This window comes from Rhizobiaceae bacterium (genome assembly GCA_023953845.1).
Lineage (GTDB): Bacteria > Pseudomonadota > Alphaproteobacteria > Rhizobiales > Rhizobiaceae > Arvimicrobium.
This window is the reverse complement of the sequence record JAMLJC010000001.1, coordinates 916558-931309: the sequence shown is the minus strand read 5'-3', so window position 1 is coordinate 931309 and position 14752 is coordinate 916558. Positions and strand designations below refer to the sequence as shown.

Here is a 14752-nt window from a genome sequence, read left to right as displayed (position 1 = left end):
GCAGGTCGTTCCAGATAGTTACAAGATCACGCCGGTCTGGCGGCGATCCGGGTGAAATGGCCCATCTTGCGGCCGGGACGCGCCTCGGCCTTGCCATACAGATGCAGCATCAGATTGGGCTGCCCGACGAGGTCCGCGAAGCGCTCGACATCGTCGCCGATCAGGTTTTCCATCACGCAGTCGAAATGACGGCGCGTGTCGCCCAGCGGCAGGCCGGCGACAGCGCGGATGTGCTGTTCGAATTGCGAGACGAGACATGCCGCCTCGGTCCAGTGGCCGGAATTGTGCACGCGCGGCGCGATCTCATTGACGAGCAGCCCGCCCCCGGCCAGCACGAAGAACTCCACGCCGATGACGCCCACATAGTCCAGCGCTTCGAGGATGCCCCGGGCGGTTTGCCTTGCCGCCGTCGCCGTCTCGGGCGTCACGGAGGCGGGCAGGGTCGAAGTATGGAGAATGCCGTTGCGATGGATGTTTTCTGCCGCATCGTATGCGGCGAAGGCGCCGTCCTGCCCGCGCGTGGCGATAATCGAAATCTCCCGCTCGAACGGCACGAAGCCTTCCAGGATGAGCGGAACGCCGCCCATCGCGCTGAAAACAACAGCGATTACGTCGGCGCCGCCCTTGCGGAACACATGCTGACCCTTGCCGTCATAGCCGAGCCGGCGCGTCTTCAGCACGCCTTCCCCGCCGAATTCGGCAAGTGCGTCGCGCAACGCCTTCTCGCTGTCGATGGCTCGAAAACGGGCCGTTTCCGCGCCAGCATCGTTCAGGAAGGTCTTTTCGGTCAGCCGGTCCTGCGAGACTTCGAGAGCGCGGGGCGGCGGGAATACACCTGTCTTCCCGGCGAGGCGGCTGGCCGCAGAAACCGGAACGTTCTCGAATTCGTAGGTGACGACGGCGCAGCGTTCGGCCAGCGCACCAAGGGCGACCGGATCGTCATAGGCGGCAACGATCTGATCGTTGGCGACCTGCGCAGCGGGCGAATCCTTCTGCGGCTCCAGTATGATGGTGCGATAGCCGAGGCGCGCGGCAGCCATGGCCAGCATGCGGCCGAGCTGGCCGCCTCCGATGATCCCGATCGTCTGGCCGGGTCCGAGCGCAGGCATCAGGCTTCGTCCGTCGGAAATTCGGCGACCTTGCCGGTCTGAGCCTGCCGCCAGGCGTCAAGCCGCCCGGCGAGACCGTCATCGTTCAGCGCCAGCACGGCGGCGGCGAGAAGCGCGGCATTGACGGCGCCGGCACGGCCGATGGCAAGGGTTCCCACCGGAATGCCGGCCGGCATCTGGACGATCGACAGGAGCGAATCCTGACCCGACAGCGCCTTTGATTCCACCGGCACGCCGAAGACCGGGAGCGGGGTCATGGACGCGGTCATCCCCGGCAGGTGCGCGGCGCCGCCGGCGCCGGCGATCACCACCTTGAAGCCGGCGGCCTTCGCGCCTTTCGCGAACGAAACCAGGCGGTCGGGCGTGCGGTGCGCGGAAACGATGCGCGCCTCGTGGCTGACACCCAGCGCATGAAGCGTTTCGGCGGCATGGCGCATCGTCGCCCAGTCCGACTGGCTGCCCATAATGATCGCGACGTCGGCCATCCGTTCCCCTGCGGCAATGGAGCGCGGTGAAGCCCGCCATCCATGCCGGGGCCTTAGCGGAATTATCTCCGCATCACAAGGAAACGGCCCGTGTTCGATCGCGAGGCCGTATGCCTCAGGCGATGATGTCCGGAATGACGCGGTCTTCCACTATCTTCAGCCGGTCCTTCAACGCCAGCTTCTTCTTCTTCATGCGCTGGACGGCCAACGGATCGCAGCCCTGTGCGATCATCGCGTTTATCGCCGTGTCGAAGTCTGCGTGTTCCTGCTTGAGACGCGCCAATTCGAGACGAACCTCGGCCTGTTCCTGTTCCGACATTCTTTTCCCGTCAGGCATTCTTGCCGGGCTCGAAAGCGCCGCATTTCGACCGGGCCGCCCCTTCTGGCGGGCGGCGCGAGCCCTATATCACAAGTAACATCTTCAGGAAATGCTACTAGCCGGCATTCGACAATCGGCAAAGAAGATGGCAGACTGTTTATACCGTCACAGGTGAACCTGCGGTGGGCGAGCATGTGGCGGACTTCGAGGAACAAACGAAGGGAGAGCCTCTATGTCTCTTGCATCCCATCTTGAAGAGCTGCAGCGCAAGCACGGCGAACTCGAGCGGGAAATCGACGAAGCGCTGGCGCATCCGTCAGTGGACGATCTCGACATCGTATTGCTCAAGCGACGCAAACTCGCTCTCAAGGACCAGATCGAGAGATTGAAGGTGGAAGAGCAACCGACGACGCATTGATCTAGCGGAAAATCCGGAAAACGCACGTTTCGTGCGGCTGTGGACCGACGCTCCTTGGCGTCGGACCGTAGATCAGGTTCAATTAGAATTCCGGTCGCCCGCCAGGAAACGGCGGGTGACCTTTGAAATTCGTCATTCCAGATCGAAGTGGGCGACCACCGGCACATGGTCGGAGGGGCGATCCCAGCTGCGTGCGTCGCGCAATATCTCGATGCGGCCGAGACGCGGCACGAGGTTCGGCGACGACCATACGTGATCGAGCCGCCGGCCGCGATTCGACGATTGCCAGTCCTGCGCCCGGTAGCTCCACCAGGTATAGATTTTCTCCTCCGGCGGGATCTGGTGGCGCATCAGATCCACCCATCCGCCGGACATGCGCATCGCCTCGAAATTCTCGGTTTCGACCGGCGTGTGGCTGACGACGTTCAGCAACTGCTTGTGCGACCAGACGTCGTTCTCCAGCGGCGCGATGTTGAGGTCGCCGACGAGGATCGATGCCGAGGTTTCGGCGAAATCGGCGCGCACCGCGCGCATCTCCTCGACAAAATCCAGCTTGTGCCTGAATTTCCAGTTGATCGCGGGGTCAGGCTCGTCGCCGCCGGCCGGCACATAGAAATTGTGCAGCAGAATGTCGATTCCGCCGGAGCGGACGCGCGTCGAGATGTGGCGGCAGTCGCCCATCTCGCAGAAGGCGCGTTTTTCGACGATCTCGATCGGGCGCCGCGCCACGGTGGCGACGCCATGATAGCCCTTCTGGCCGCTGATCGCGAGATGGGTATAGCCGAGCTTGCGGAATGCGGCCGAGGGAAACTGGTCGTCCGGACATTTGGTCTCCTGCAGACACAGTATGTCCGGCTGATATTCCGTCAGCAGCCGCTCCACGATCGGCATGCGCAGACGTACGGAATTGATGTTCCAGGTGGCGATGGAAAGCGACATGGCGGGGTCCGAAGGAATCGCGCCGGACCCTGCCAGCCATCACGTCAAAACACAACCTTCATGCCAATTCCCGACGCGGCGTTCAGAACTGCTCTAGATCGCGAGCCGCACGACGCGCAGCGATTTCGAGATGGCCGTGAACGCTTCCAGCAGCTTGCTCGTATCGGAAGCGTCGAAATAGTGGTTCTTGTCCGTTGCGCAGCTTTCCAGCATGTTTTTGGCGGTCTCGTCATCGACCATGAAGGCCACCGTGTAGATCTCGATGTTCTGCTTCTTCATGTTCGAGCAGATCGACAGCGTATCGGCATTGGTCTGCGCGAACTGCTTGGCCGCCGTCGTGGCGTTCGAACTCAGGGCCGGGTGCTTGCCGTCTGCGCTGTTGAAGCGCAGCGTGTTTTCACCATCGGTCATCAACACCGCGACCTTGCGCGGCTTGCGGTTTTCGGGGTCGTATTCAGCGCCCTGATCAAACGGCTCCTTGGGAGAGAGCGTGTTCAGACCCCAGACGAGTCCGGCAGGAATGTAAGTCCCCGGCTTGTATGAGCCGATATTGATGATCATCCCGTTGATCGCGGACAGCAGCTTTGCCTTGTCCGTGGTCAGGGGGACGATCGGATTCAGGCACTTCTGCGACGTATCCAGATAGCCGGGATAGGGGATCGAGGGGCTCTGGTCATCGAGACGGGCTGTTCCAGGCATGCGGGAACCGACGCAGCCATACCAGGTGTAGGTCTTGGCCGCCGCGCCGCCGGAGCAGGACTGATAGGGCGTGACAGTCTGGGTCTCATATTTGGTGCAGCCGCCGCCGCAGGTGGCAGGCTCCTCGACGCCATCCGTCACCTTCGTGCAGGCGTAGGTCGGGGCCTTTTCAATGCAGACGTCCTTCGTGGTCTTGGTGACGCACACTTTCTCGGTTGCCGCTACCGTGTAGTCGTCAGGAATGGAAAGCCATCCCTTGCCGCGGTATTGCGTACCGACATTGACATAGTCCGCGTAGGGGACAAGCGCGATGCGTATCGCCCCGTCTTCCGTGGTCATCAGTTCCTTGACCATTTCAGCGGCGGCAGACTTGAGGGTCGAAATCTTCGAAACACCGTCTTTGTCCTTTTCGGACATGGACCAGGTATTGTCGAGGATAAGGCTGACCTCCACCGACCCCATCAGTGCCCGCTCCGCCTTGGCATAAGCCTGAACGGGTAATGTTTCATACCCAAGCACGCGCATGAAGGTCGGTCTGATATATGCCGACAGCCTCATGTCGACGAAATCGTCATTGCTGTCGATGTCGGAAATCTCGACGTCGTGAACCCAGTCGATCAGATTGTTTGCCGCGATCATCGCCTCGGCTTCTTTCCTCGACTCCTGCTCGTCCAGACGCTTGGCCGAAGCGAGGCCCAGCGACGCGGCGTCAGCCAGCGCCTGCAGGTGGTTTTTCGCAGCCACGTGGCGGCCATAGTCGATCGCGAGGCCGCTGGCCCCGATCATCGGCACCATCAACAAGCCCGTGAGCACGGCGAACTGCCCACCCCTGTCCCGAAAATATTCTGCGATCTTCCGGATCATGTGGCTGCCTCATCTGACTGCTACAACGATCCGGAATAGAGCAAAGCGCTGAAAATTCACTGAAGTCAGATACTTAACCGTTCGTAACGGCCAAAAGCGAATGGCGCCGCGCTTCCGCGCGACGCCATTCCATCACGTCCGGGGGAGAGGGCGGCCTTTATCCGTCCCGCTTCCTGCTGTTGACCTGGAGATTTCGGCGGTAGTCGATCTTGAAAAGGTCGGCGTCTATGGCGACCCCCTGTTTGGTATTAAAGATCATCACCGTGGTGTCCTTGCCCTGCGCGTCGGTAATGGTCCATTGGCGCAGTTCATAGCTCGAGGGATCGAACATCATCGTGATCTTCGAGTTGCCGAATATCTGCTTGTCGCCAAGCTGTATGGTCGTCAGGTCATCCTCTTCCTTGATGCTCTTCACGCGCCCGCCGGACAGATCGATCCGGTCGTCGAGCAGCAGCTTCAGCGGCGTCTTCGACAGGGGATAGACATCCATCGTATTGAGCTTGCGGTTGTCGATCGCGACCGACGTGCCGTCGGCGATGACGCGGTAGGCGGAAGGCGCCTCGTAGTTGAAGCGTATCTTGCCCGGCCGCTGTATATAGAATTTTCCGCCCGTCTGCTCTCCACGCGGACCGAACTGGACGAACTCGCCGGTCATGCTCTTCACAGCCGAAAAATGATCGGCGATCTTCTGGGCGGTGTTGGACGCCGCCTGCGCGGTCGCGATCAGCGCGAAGCCGGGAACCGCCTGCAACGCGATCGCGCCAGCTCCGGCAAACGCGAAGCCGAGAACGGACCGACGGGTGAGAAGGCCTGAGCCGGAGATCTTTTCCATATCTCTATACTTTCCTGCAAATCGCCCGAACGGCCTACAAAGCCAGTTGGGCTGAAGTTTGGCGACGGAAACTCGTCGGAAACGCGAATTTGGGCGGCACGGTTCCAACCGGAGCCGCGCCCGGCAACACTAAAACTTGTCCTCTTCGGTCGGCACGAGGATTTCGCGCTTTCCGGCATGATTCGCCGCGCCGACGATACCCTCTTTTTCCATGCGCTCGATGATCGAGGCGGCTCGGTTGTAGCCGATGCCCAGGCGGCGCTGGATATAGCTGGTGGATGCCTTGCCGTCGCGCAGCACCACGGCGACCGCCTGATCGTACGGGTCTTCCGAGTCCTCGAAGTTGCCGCCGTCCCCGCCGCCGGAGCCGCCCTTGCCCTTCGGTTCGTCGTCGTCCTCGTCGTCGTCCTGCGTGATCGCGTCGAGATATTCCGGAGCTCCTTGCAGCTTGAGGTGGGCGACGACCTTCTCGACCTCCTCGTCGGAGACGAAAGGCCCGTGCACGCGCTGGATGCGGCCGCCGCCGGCCATGTAGAGCATGTCGCCCATGCCGAGCAGCTGCTCCGCGCCCTGCTCGCCGAGAATCGTGCGGCTGTCGATCTTCGACGTGACCTGGAAGGAGATGCGCGTCGGGAAGTTCGCCTTGATGGTGCCGGTGATGACGTCCACGGACGGGCGCTGCGTCGCCATGATGACGTGAATGCCGGCGGCGCGCGCCATCTGGGCGAGCCGCTGCACCGCGCCTTCGATGTCCTTGCCAGCAACCATCATCAGGTCGGCCATCTCGTCGATGATGACGACGATGTAGGGCATCGGCGACAGGTCGAGCTCCTCCGTCTCGTAGATCGCCTCGCCGGTCTCGCGATCGAAGCCGGTCTGCACCGTGCGGGAGATCGGCTCGCCCTTCTTCTCGGCCTCGCCGACGCGCTGGTTGAAGCCGTCGATGTTGCGGACGCCGACCTTCGACATCTTGCGATATCGGTCCTCCATCTCGCGAACCGTCCATTTCAGCGCCACCACCGCCTTCTTCGGATCGGTGACGACGGGCGTCAGCAGGTGCGGGATGCCGTCATAGACCGACAGCTCCAACATCTTCGGGTCAATCATGATGAGGCGGCACTGCTCCGGCGTCATGCGGTAGAGCAGGGACAGGATCATGGTGTTGATCGCGACCGACTTGCCGGAGCCGGTGGTGCCGGCGACCAGAACGTGCGGCATCTTGGCGATATCGACGGTGACCGCCTCGCCGTTGATCGTCTTGCCGAGCGCCAGCGCGAGCTTCGCCTTGGTCTGCTCGAAATCGCGGCTGCCGAGGATCTCGCGCAGATAGACCGTCTCGCGCTTGGCGTTCGGCAGTTCGATGCCGATGGCGTTGCGGCCCGGCACGACGGCGACGCGGCAGGCGATGGCGCTCATCGAGCGGGCGATGTCGTCGGCGAGTCCGATGACGCGGCTCGACTTGATGCCCGGCGCCGGCTCCAGCTCATAGAGCGTGACGACCGGACCCGGCCGCACCTGGATGATCTCGCCCTTGACGCCGAAATCCTCCAGCACGCCCTCCAGAAGGCGTGCGTTCTGCTCCAGCGCGTCCTTGGACAGTGACGGATCCTTGGCGATGCTCTTCGGCTCGGCAAGGAAATGCAGCGCCGGCATTTCGAACCTGTCGGAGCCGATCAGCGAGGTCTGCGCCTCGCGGGTGAGGCGGGCGCTTGGCTGCGGACGCGGCGCGGGCGCGGCGACGCGCTGGCCGGCCGTGCTGCGGAAGTTCTGGACGTTGACGTTGCGCGCAGAAGCGGCCCGCCGCGCGAGCTCATCGTCCTCGTCGTCGACAGCGAAGGCCACGGGTTCGTCATCATCGTCGAAATCAAGGTCGGGCTCCATGTCGCGCTGGGCGCGGCCGTTGGAAACCATGGCGGCGAAGAATTCCGGCTCGACGCGGGCGCGGCCGTTCTGGCTGACATGCGCCTCCTGCCGCTCGGCATATTCGACGCGCTCGGCCGCCGCGCGCCAGCCGGGTTTGCGCGCGATGCCTTCGAGATAGTCGTCATCGCGCGTCCGCATCGCCGCCAAACGGCGGCGCACGAAGGCCCGGGCCGAGAGGAACCAGTGCGTCACCGCGCCCAGCGCCAGCAGGCCGTCGCTGGTGTCGTCTTCCTCGTCGGCCTCGTCCTCATGCGCATCGGGAGCGACGAGATCGTCCTCGACCGAAGGCGGACGCGACAGCAGCGCCGAGCCGAAGGCGAACAGCCAGAGCGCCGGCAGGGCGAAGACGGCCATCAGAATGGTTGCCAGGAAGCCGGTCGGATAGCCGCCGGCGAAAATGCCGGGAACCTTGAGCATCATGTCGCCGAAGACGCCGCCGAGGCCGGTGGGCAGCGGCCATGTCGGCGGCGGCGCGATGCAGCCGGCGATTGCCGCGGCGAACAGCGCGCCGGCGAACCACGCCATGCTTCTCTTCCCGATCCGGTCGATTCGCTTCCCGCTCAGCAGAAACAGCGCCCAGATCACCGCCGGCACGAGCGCCGCGACGGAGGACAGGCCGAAGAACTGCATGGCCAGATCGGAAAAGATGGCGCCGGGATAGCCCATGGCGTTGGTCACGGGCGCGTCGGTGGCATGGCTGAAGCTCGGGTCGGCGACGTTCCATGTCCCCAGCGCCGCGAGCGCGAAGGCCACACCGCCGAGCAGGGCGAGGCCTCCGGCGCGGCCGAGCTGGCGCCGCATGAAGAGGCCGAGGCCGGAGCCGGTTTCGATCAGAGACAGCGGTGCCGCCACACCAGAACGCATGCATCACCCATTCGCGCAAGGCAAAGCCGTCCCGCAGAATCAGTCGCCGGGACGGTCGCCCTACCCTAGGAGGCGTTTGGTAAAGGGGGCATTAACCATCTCCATTTTGTGTGCCTTGTGGCGCAAGGCTTTGCGGGCGGCATGTTACCGCCCGTTACCGCTCCCGTTACCGCTCTGTTCGCGGCCTTTGATTCTGGCCGCTGCGAAGCGGTTCGTCGCCTCGATCACGGCACGGTCATAGATATCGGTCGTGCGGGTGCTGGAATGTCCCGCGACCTTTGCGGCATCGTCCGTCGAGACATCGGCGGCGCGGCCTTCGGAGATACCAGACGCGCGCAAATCACGCGCCCACACAGTCGAAGGAATGCCGGCCGCCTTGCGGTCCTTACGCCAGCACGTCTGGAAGGGCAGTTCCCTGTAGGGCAGACCCGTCTTTTCTGAGACGATGATCGGGCCGTTGCGCTTTTCCTCCGGCCAGTGGGCCAACTCCTCAAGCACCATGGGGGCCTGCGTGAGCGGATAGGAAATCGTCGCTCCGGTTCGCGTGGCTGTCTTCGACGGCGTGTAGGTCACGCGCATGCTCTGGTCGATGTCTTCCCAGCGTACGCCTACCCATTTCTCCTTGCGGTCGGCATGGATGACGTCGGACACGTCACGCCAGTCGATTGGGTACCATTGGCCGATGACATCCCAGAGCCGGAGCGTCGTCTCGAAGGCGAGCGCGTAGGCAAGGGCGCAGCTCGGCCGACCGTCGGCATGGGCGGCCTTTCGCGCTGCAATGACCTGCTCGGCCGTGAGCACCGCCTTTCGCGGGCGAGGCCCCGGCAGCTTGCGGCGCGTCTCGCGGAAGATCAAAGCCAGCTCGGCGCATCCTTCTTTCCGGAGCATGATGCCGAAGCTTATGGCAGCCTCAAGAACGGCGCGCGCCATTGCTGCGGCGGCGAGGTGCTTACCCTCTTCCGACCAGACTTCGTGCCAGTTGAGCACGTCGACACCCGTGATGTCGTTGACGTAGCGCGTACCGATATGGCCGCGAATCCGACGCAGATAGTGATTGTACGGGCGACGTGAGCCGGGCTTGAGCGCGCGGTAGGGGCTGCGTTCATGCGTCTCGTAAATGTCGAGCAGCGATCGGATCGTGCCGTCGAATTTCAGGAGGTCGCGACGGTATCCCGTGCGCCACAAAGCGAGATCGGCCTGCAAGGCGTTGCACTTGGCGACAAGCATCTGCGGATCTCCGGCAAGATGCTTGAGGTTCATCGTTTTCGGCAGATAGCCTGCTGCGACAGCGGCCTCGTCGGCGACCCATACCGGTGACAGGCCGCCCGCGAGTTTGCGCCATTTCAGGCCCGGCGCTTTGACGGTTTCCATGCGCTGGCATCCTCTATTCCGCGCGCCGGAGCGGGCGATGTTCTCGCGGTTCCAAGATAGTCGTCATAGAACCGCGCGACGAGCTTCACCGGCCTGCCGCCGTGGAATTCGTCAATCTTGGGGAAACCGGGCTTTCCCGCAAGTGTCGGCAGCCGTTCTCGCATCCATTTTTCGGCGGCGTCCTTGCCGACGATGGCTTCGGCGATCTGCCGATCCGTCGCAAACATCGGCAGTTCATCAAGTGTCGGGGCGAGATTGTCACGTTTTGGCCGTGCGCTCATTCTGCCACCCCGAGCGATTTGAGCAGATTATGGCTGTCAGCCCAGCCGGCGTGTCCCGTCCAGGCCGAGAGGAAATGGGCGAGCCGTTCGTCGTCGCCGCTCGCGCGCATGGCTGCGATCTTGCGGCGGGCGCGCTTGACGGAATCGCGACGCAGCAGCTTGTGCGTCGCCCAGATGCGATAGCCGAGGAAGTTGACGCCGCGCGACGCCGGCTGGATCGACCATTTGGAGAAGCGCAGGCCGAGCCGCCGCCGCGACAGGGTCTCGATCGAGGCCTTAACCCGGCGCAGATGGTTGGGGCAGTCGCCGAGCACGACGAGATCGTCCATGTAGCGATACCAGAAGCGCTCGCCGAGGTCCTGCTGAAGATGACGGTCGACGATGCAGCCATAGACGTTGGCGAAGATCTGCGACACGAGACTGCCGATCGGCAGGCCGATGCCGGATCGCGGGATCATCGCCTCGATCAGCCGAAGCGTGGCGCGGCAGCTGATCTTGGCCTCGATCATGCGCCAGAGCACAGCCCGGTCGATCGATGCGAAGTAACGCGAGAAGTCCGTCTTGAGCACCCAGGTTGCGCGTCCCGCCCGCCGCCGGCGACGCAGCTCCGCCTGCACGGCCCTGACGCCGGCATGCGTTCCCTTGCCTGTGCGACAGGCGAAGGTGTTGGGCAACAGCGTTGCGTCGAAGATCGGGCCGATGACGGCGCAGAGCGCGTGCTGTGCAATGCGATCACGGAAGGGGAGCGCGGCGATCTCGCGGCGCTTGGGGTCCCAGATCAGGAACCGCGTCGGCTCGCCCTCGCTATAGCTGCCGTCGCGCATCGCGGCCGCGAGCCGGTGCAGGTTGAGGACGGCGTATTCCTTGAACTCCAGCCCAGATGCCGCAAGGCGCCGGCCGCGCCGGGTGAGGCGCCACGCCTCCATCATGTTGGCATCGGCGGTGATCCTGTCGATGAGATTGCGGTGTTTCTTGCCCATGGCGGCCTCGCGTGCCGGCCGCGGGTTTCGACGCCTGACGGCGCTACTCCCCGCTCTGCCGGACCCAGAAGTGTGTTCGCCGAAGCGGGATGAGCGGGCCGACCACCCCTGCGGGACTGCCCGCATGGTGAAGGGCCGGCCGGGCCGTGACCTCGGCCGCGCCGGAAAAGGATCGTCGCAGCGGCCGCGCGCGGAAATGTTCCTGTCCGAGTTGTCCGGCCAGTTGTCGAGATTCGCGTAGCGGGAGCCGGCGTTGTCGCCGTTCCACCAGTTACCGCCGAAGATCGACGCGCGTGGCATCTCTACCCCGTTCATCCCTTGCCCTTCGCGGTCTTGATCCACTGTCCGAGCATGGCGCCGGTCTCGGCCACAAGGGCCTGCGCGGCCTTGTGCTGGCGCGGCGTGATGGCCCGGACGGCTGGACCCGCCGTGAAGCGCAACCAGAAGCGCAGCGTCGCGAGGTTCGCGTCCGCCGCGTAGAGTTTCGAGGGCTGGCCCGACTTGGCCGCCTGATGGAGCAGGGTGACCTGATCGAACAGGACATTCAGGAACGCGTCGCGCGCCACGCCGTGCCGGCGCGGAAATCGCTGGATGACCGGATAGAGATAGGCGATCGTCTGCTCGTACTTCTCAACGATCGCCAGCCCCGGCGCGTGCATGTGAGCGTCCCTGATCATGTCGGGTCAGCCCGCGCTTTCGCGCGGCCTATGCAGGCCGCATGTGGCCGCAGCGGCCGCGCGCGGAAATGAGCCCGTCCGAGAGGCCCGGCCAGGCGTCGAGATCCGCGCAGCGGGAGCCGGCGTCGTCGCCGCTCCACCAGCACCCGCCGAAGATCGACGCGCGTGGGTTGTCCGGATCGCCGTCGGTTCCCCAGTCCCAGAGATTGCCCGTCGCCTGCATCATGCCGAAACGGCTGGTGCGCGGCGCGTCGAGGGCCGTGATCTTCGGGTCTTTCCCGGCCGCGGTCTTTTCCGTCACGCCGAAGGCCGCGACGCGGAACTCGTCATAGGTGAGCAGCTGCTTGCCGTGATGGCCAAGGATCTCCTGCGCCGTCGGAAAATCCAGACGCGCCACCTTGCCGTTGCCGCCGATGCGGCCGGGCAGGCTCTCGCCGTCGGCGATGGTGACGCCGCAGCGGCTGGTGCCGTCCTTCAGATGATCGACGCCGAGCTTGTAGATGTCGATCCACGAGCGGCTGCCATCGGGAAGGCTGACGACAAACATGCCGCGCGGGTCCGGACAGGCTGGACGGAACGACAGGTCCCAGATGGAGAACGGATTGATGGCCGGGATGTCGTCGCCGCCAGATCGCGCCGTCGCATTGCCGCCCGGCGCGAAGTGGAAGCCGCCGATCTGGACGAGGCCGTTTTCCAGCGGGCCGGGAACGGCGGCGTTCGTATCGCGCGTGTCGGGCAGGGCGATCAGCGTGCCGCCGTCGACGAAGATACCGAAGTCCGAGCCGGGCCTGTGCTCGCCGGCGGGCAGCGTGATCGCCGTTCCGGCCGCGAAGAGCGTGCCGGCAATGGTGATATCGTCCTGCAAGGCGAGCGATGCCCGTCCGGTGACGACGAAGGCAGGCGCATCAAGGTTCTTTTTTGTGAGAACGGGAGCGGAATCGGGTCTGGCTGCTGCGGTGAGCATGGGAGTCTCCGTGGTTGGATCAGATGTGGGGAAAGGCGCTGTGCTCGATGCCGTCGAGCAGGCGGCCGGCGCGGGATTTGCCGACGAGGGCGACGCACTGTGTTCCGTCGATGTTACCGTCGGCCTCGTCGCACCATTGGGGCCGGCCGACATCCCGCCAGCGACCGTCATCCCATTCCATGGTCGAGAAGCGCGTCTGCTCCGGATCGTCGGCGATGTAGGCGCTCATGAAGTGGTGCCATGGCAACCATGCGCCCCACTGCTTGAAGAAAAACGCCGTGCCGGCTGCCGCGCACTGGTCGCGGATCGAGCAAACCCATGCCGGGTGCATCGGCCGCGCGACGGGGCCGCTTTCGCCGCCGACGATGATCCAATCGAGCTTTGAGCCTGCGATAGGATGCAATGAGCTCCGCCCGTCCGAGATATCGTCTATCTCTGGGAATCTCGGCCGATCTGATGGCCACGGAATGTCCATGAAGTCGATCGGCCCCAACAGCGGCTCGGCCGAGACGAAGCGCACGGCCGCCGGCGTTGCGAGCAGGTGGGGGATGCGTTCGTTAGCGCGCTTCTGATCCTCGGCCGAGACGCCGAGCCAGACGTTGGGAAGTGGCAGGTGCATTCCAACCCAGCCGCGGCGGCCGTCGCATTCCGGAGCGTACCAGCCTTCCCGCTCTGATCCTCCAACGGTGCCCATCAGGTCGCCAAGGGCTTCGCGACGCTCGAAAGCGCCTTCAACATACTTGCGCATCCGGTCGGCGCGCTTCGTCAGCACTTGAAATGTGTGCTGCGGTGCGAGCGCCATAACCGCGAAGACCTGGTCGATCCATTCGTCGGGCACGCCTTCGGCAAAGAGATCGCCATGGGCGCAGACGAAGATCCTGCGCGGACGTTTCCAGCGCAGTGGCTGGTCGAGCCATTGCTCGTTGAGGCGAACCTCGCCGGTCCAGACCGGGCCGGCGTTAGAATCTCGGGTGAGGCCGGCGCGGCTCGGATGGTGCCGCAACCGTGTGCCGGCAAGCCGCATGGCGTAGCAGTTCGTGCATCCGGGCGAGACGACCGAACAGCCGGTGATGGGCTGCCACGTTGAATCGCACCATTCGATATGCGTGTGGTCAGCCATTGCCGCGCCCCTGAACGACAATGATGCGGCTGGGATGGACCTTCTCGGCCAGTTCTGAGAGTGGATCGATACGCTCGTGCTGGCCGATGGTCATGCGGGGCACGGCCATCGTTTCGCCATAGCGTTCCACCCAGGTTGCCAGCCATGCTTGCCAGTTCTCAGGATTGACCTGATCCGCTTCGTCGATGGCGGCTTGCAACTCCGGACGGCGAGCGAGAAGAACGGGTGTGGCTTCGCGGGAAATGCGCGGCAACTGATGCGTGTAGACGCTCTCGCCGGTCATGAAGTTCAGGACTTCATAGACCTGGCCGATATCGCAGAGCAGACTGCCGGTAACGACCGATAGCACCGCGGCTGTTGGGAATGACTTCTGGCTCATGAACGCGTCTCTATCGCGGAGAACCGGGCCGTCGCCTGCTGGATCGCCATCTCGATCATCTCGACGCAGCCAGCCGGAGGAAGGCTGTAGACCTTGCGGGAAACGAGCATCGCGGACAGGACGGCGCTCTCGACGACGACCATCAGCTCGGAATGGCTCTTCGTCTCGCGCACGACTTTCATGACGAAGTCGTGCGCAAGCTCGTTGTGCTTTTCGGCGGGGGTCATGGGCGCACCGCCCAGACGAGGCCGATGTAAAGCGTGACGAGCAGGATGCCGATCATGCAGCTGAGCAGCACGAGTTCGATCAGGCTGAACATCGGCCGGGCGGCGAGCGGCAGAAGCTCCGGCTCGTCGTCGAAGGCGTTCGATCCATCCGGCCACGGTTTTGCGTGGATCGCCTCGCGGGGATCGAGAGTTTCGGGGCGGCGGTTGTCGTTCGTCATGTCGCCAGCGCCATCAGCAGAAGGGCGCTGCCGGCGAGGCACGCCATCAGGGCGGCGAACGCTGCGGTGTCGTGGATAAGGTC

Annotated in this window: 17 protein-coding genes; 1 reads left to right on the top strand and 16 read right to left on the bottom strand. The window is 64.0% G+C overall.

Features of this window, described 5'->3' with window-relative positions; genetic code table 11:
- Positions 1–26: 26 nt before the first annotated feature.
- The 3 genes from M9955_04640 to M9955_04630 form a co-directional block, all read right to left on the bottom strand.
- Complete coding sequence (locus M9955_04640; GenBank protein MCO5080930.1) at positions 27–1109, bottom strand: 5-(carboxyamino)imidazole ribonucleotide synthase; 1083 nt, start codon at positions 1107–1109, stop codon at positions 27–29.
- The gene (gene purE, locus M9955_04635) at positions 1109–1594 is read right to left on the bottom strand and encodes a 5-(carboxyamino)imidazole ribonucleotide mutase (protein MCO5080929.1); all 486 of its coding nucleotides are present in this window, start codon (positions 1592–1594) and stop codon (positions 1109–1111) included. The genes M9955_04640 and purE overlap by 1 nt, the downstream gene beginning before the upstream one ends.
- A 115-nt stretch (positions 1595–1709) precedes the next feature.
- On the bottom strand, positions 1710–1913 hold the full coding sequence (locus M9955_04630; GenBank protein ID MCO5080928.1) for a YdcH family protein: 204 nt from the start codon (positions 1911–1913) through the stop codon (positions 1710–1712).
- Positions 1914–2145: 232 nt separating this feature from the next.
- Here M9955_04630 and M9955_04625 point away from each other — a divergent pair, with 232 nt between their 5' ends.
- Positions 2146–2331 carry a DUF465 domain-containing protein gene (locus tag M9955_04625; GenBank protein MCO5080927.1) on the top strand — a complete coding sequence of 62 codons (186 nt, stop codon included), beginning with the start codon at positions 2146–2148 and terminating at the stop codon, positions 2329–2331.
- Positions 2332–2463: 132 nt separating this feature from the next.
- Here the strand turns inward: M9955_04625 and xth are convergent, their stop codons facing one another.
- From xth to M9955_04560, 13 genes are all read right to left on the bottom strand, one after another.
- The gene (xth, locus tag M9955_04620; GenBank protein MCO5080926.1) at positions 2464–3270 is read right to left on the bottom strand and encodes an exodeoxyribonuclease III; all 807 of its coding nucleotides are present in this window, start codon (positions 3268–3270) and stop codon (positions 2464–2466) included.
- 93 nt (positions 3271–3363) lie between these two features.
- Complete coding sequence (locus tag M9955_04615) at positions 3364–4833, bottom strand: VWA domain-containing protein (GenBank protein ID MCO5080925.1); 1470 nt, start codon at positions 4831–4833, stop codon at positions 3364–3366.
- Positions 4834–4990: 157 nt separating this feature from the next.
- Positions 4991–5665, bottom strand: coding sequence for an outer membrane lipoprotein carrier protein LolA (locus tag M9955_04610; protein ID MCO5080924.1), 675 nt, complete (start codon positions 5663–5665; stop codon positions 4991–4993).
- Positions 5666–5794: 129 nt separating this feature from the next.
- Positions 5795–8452, bottom strand: a complete 2658-nt coding sequence (locus tag M9955_04605) for a DNA translocase FtsK (protein MCO5080923.1) — start codon at positions 8450–8452, stop codon at positions 5795–5797.
- A gap of 144 nt (positions 8453–8596) precedes the next feature.
- Positions 8597–9823 (bottom strand): integrase, encoded by a 1227-nt coding sequence (locus M9955_04600; GenBank protein MCO5080922.1) that lies wholly within the window; start codon positions 9821–9823, stop codon positions 8597–8599.
- The gene (locus tag M9955_04595) at positions 9796–10050 is read right to left on the bottom strand and encodes a hypothetical protein (GenBank protein MCO5080921.1); all 255 of its coding nucleotides are present in this window, start codon (positions 10048–10050) and stop codon (positions 9796–9798) included. The genes M9955_04600 and M9955_04595 overlap by 28 nt, the downstream gene beginning before the upstream one ends.
- A 50-nt stretch (positions 10051–10100) precedes the next feature.
- Positions 10101–11084: a reverse transcriptase/maturase family protein gene (locus M9955_04590; GenBank protein ID MCO5080920.1), complete on the bottom strand. Its 984-nt coding sequence runs from the start codon at positions 11082–11084 to the stop codon at positions 10101–10103.
- Between the two features lie 311 nt (positions 11085–11395).
- Positions 11396–11761: a diversity-generating retroelement protein Avd gene (avd, locus tag M9955_04585; GenBank protein ID MCO5080919.1), complete on the bottom strand. Its 366-nt coding sequence runs from the start codon at positions 11759–11761 to the stop codon at positions 11396–11398.
- A gap of 28 nt (positions 11762–11789) precedes the next feature.
- Positions 11790–12725, bottom strand: a complete 936-nt coding sequence (locus M9955_04580; GenBank protein MCO5080918.1) for a hypothetical protein — start codon at positions 12723–12725, stop codon at positions 11790–11792.
- Positions 12726–12744: 19 nt separating this feature from the next.
- Positions 12745–13845: a phage Gp37/Gp68 family protein gene (locus tag M9955_04575; protein ID MCO5080917.1), complete on the bottom strand. Its 1101-nt coding sequence runs from the start codon at positions 13843–13845 to the stop codon at positions 12745–12747.
- Positions 13838–14224, bottom strand: a complete 387-nt coding sequence (locus tag M9955_04570; protein MCO5080916.1) for a hypothetical protein — start codon at positions 14222–14224, stop codon at positions 13838–13840. Before M9955_04570 ends, M9955_04575 begins: the two co-directional genes overlap by 8 nt.
- The gene (locus tag M9955_04565; GenBank protein MCO5080915.1) at positions 14221–14451 is read right to left on the bottom strand and encodes a hypothetical protein; all 231 of its coding nucleotides are present in this window, start codon (positions 14449–14451) and stop codon (positions 14221–14223) included. Before M9955_04565 ends, M9955_04570 begins: the two co-directional genes overlap by 4 nt.
- Positions 14448–14669, bottom strand: coding sequence for a hypothetical protein (locus tag M9955_04560; GenBank protein ID MCO5080914.1), 222 nt, complete (start codon positions 14667–14669; stop codon positions 14448–14450). Before M9955_04560 ends, M9955_04565 begins: the two co-directional genes overlap by 4 nt.
- Between the last annotated feature and the right edge of the window lie 83 nt (positions 14670–14752).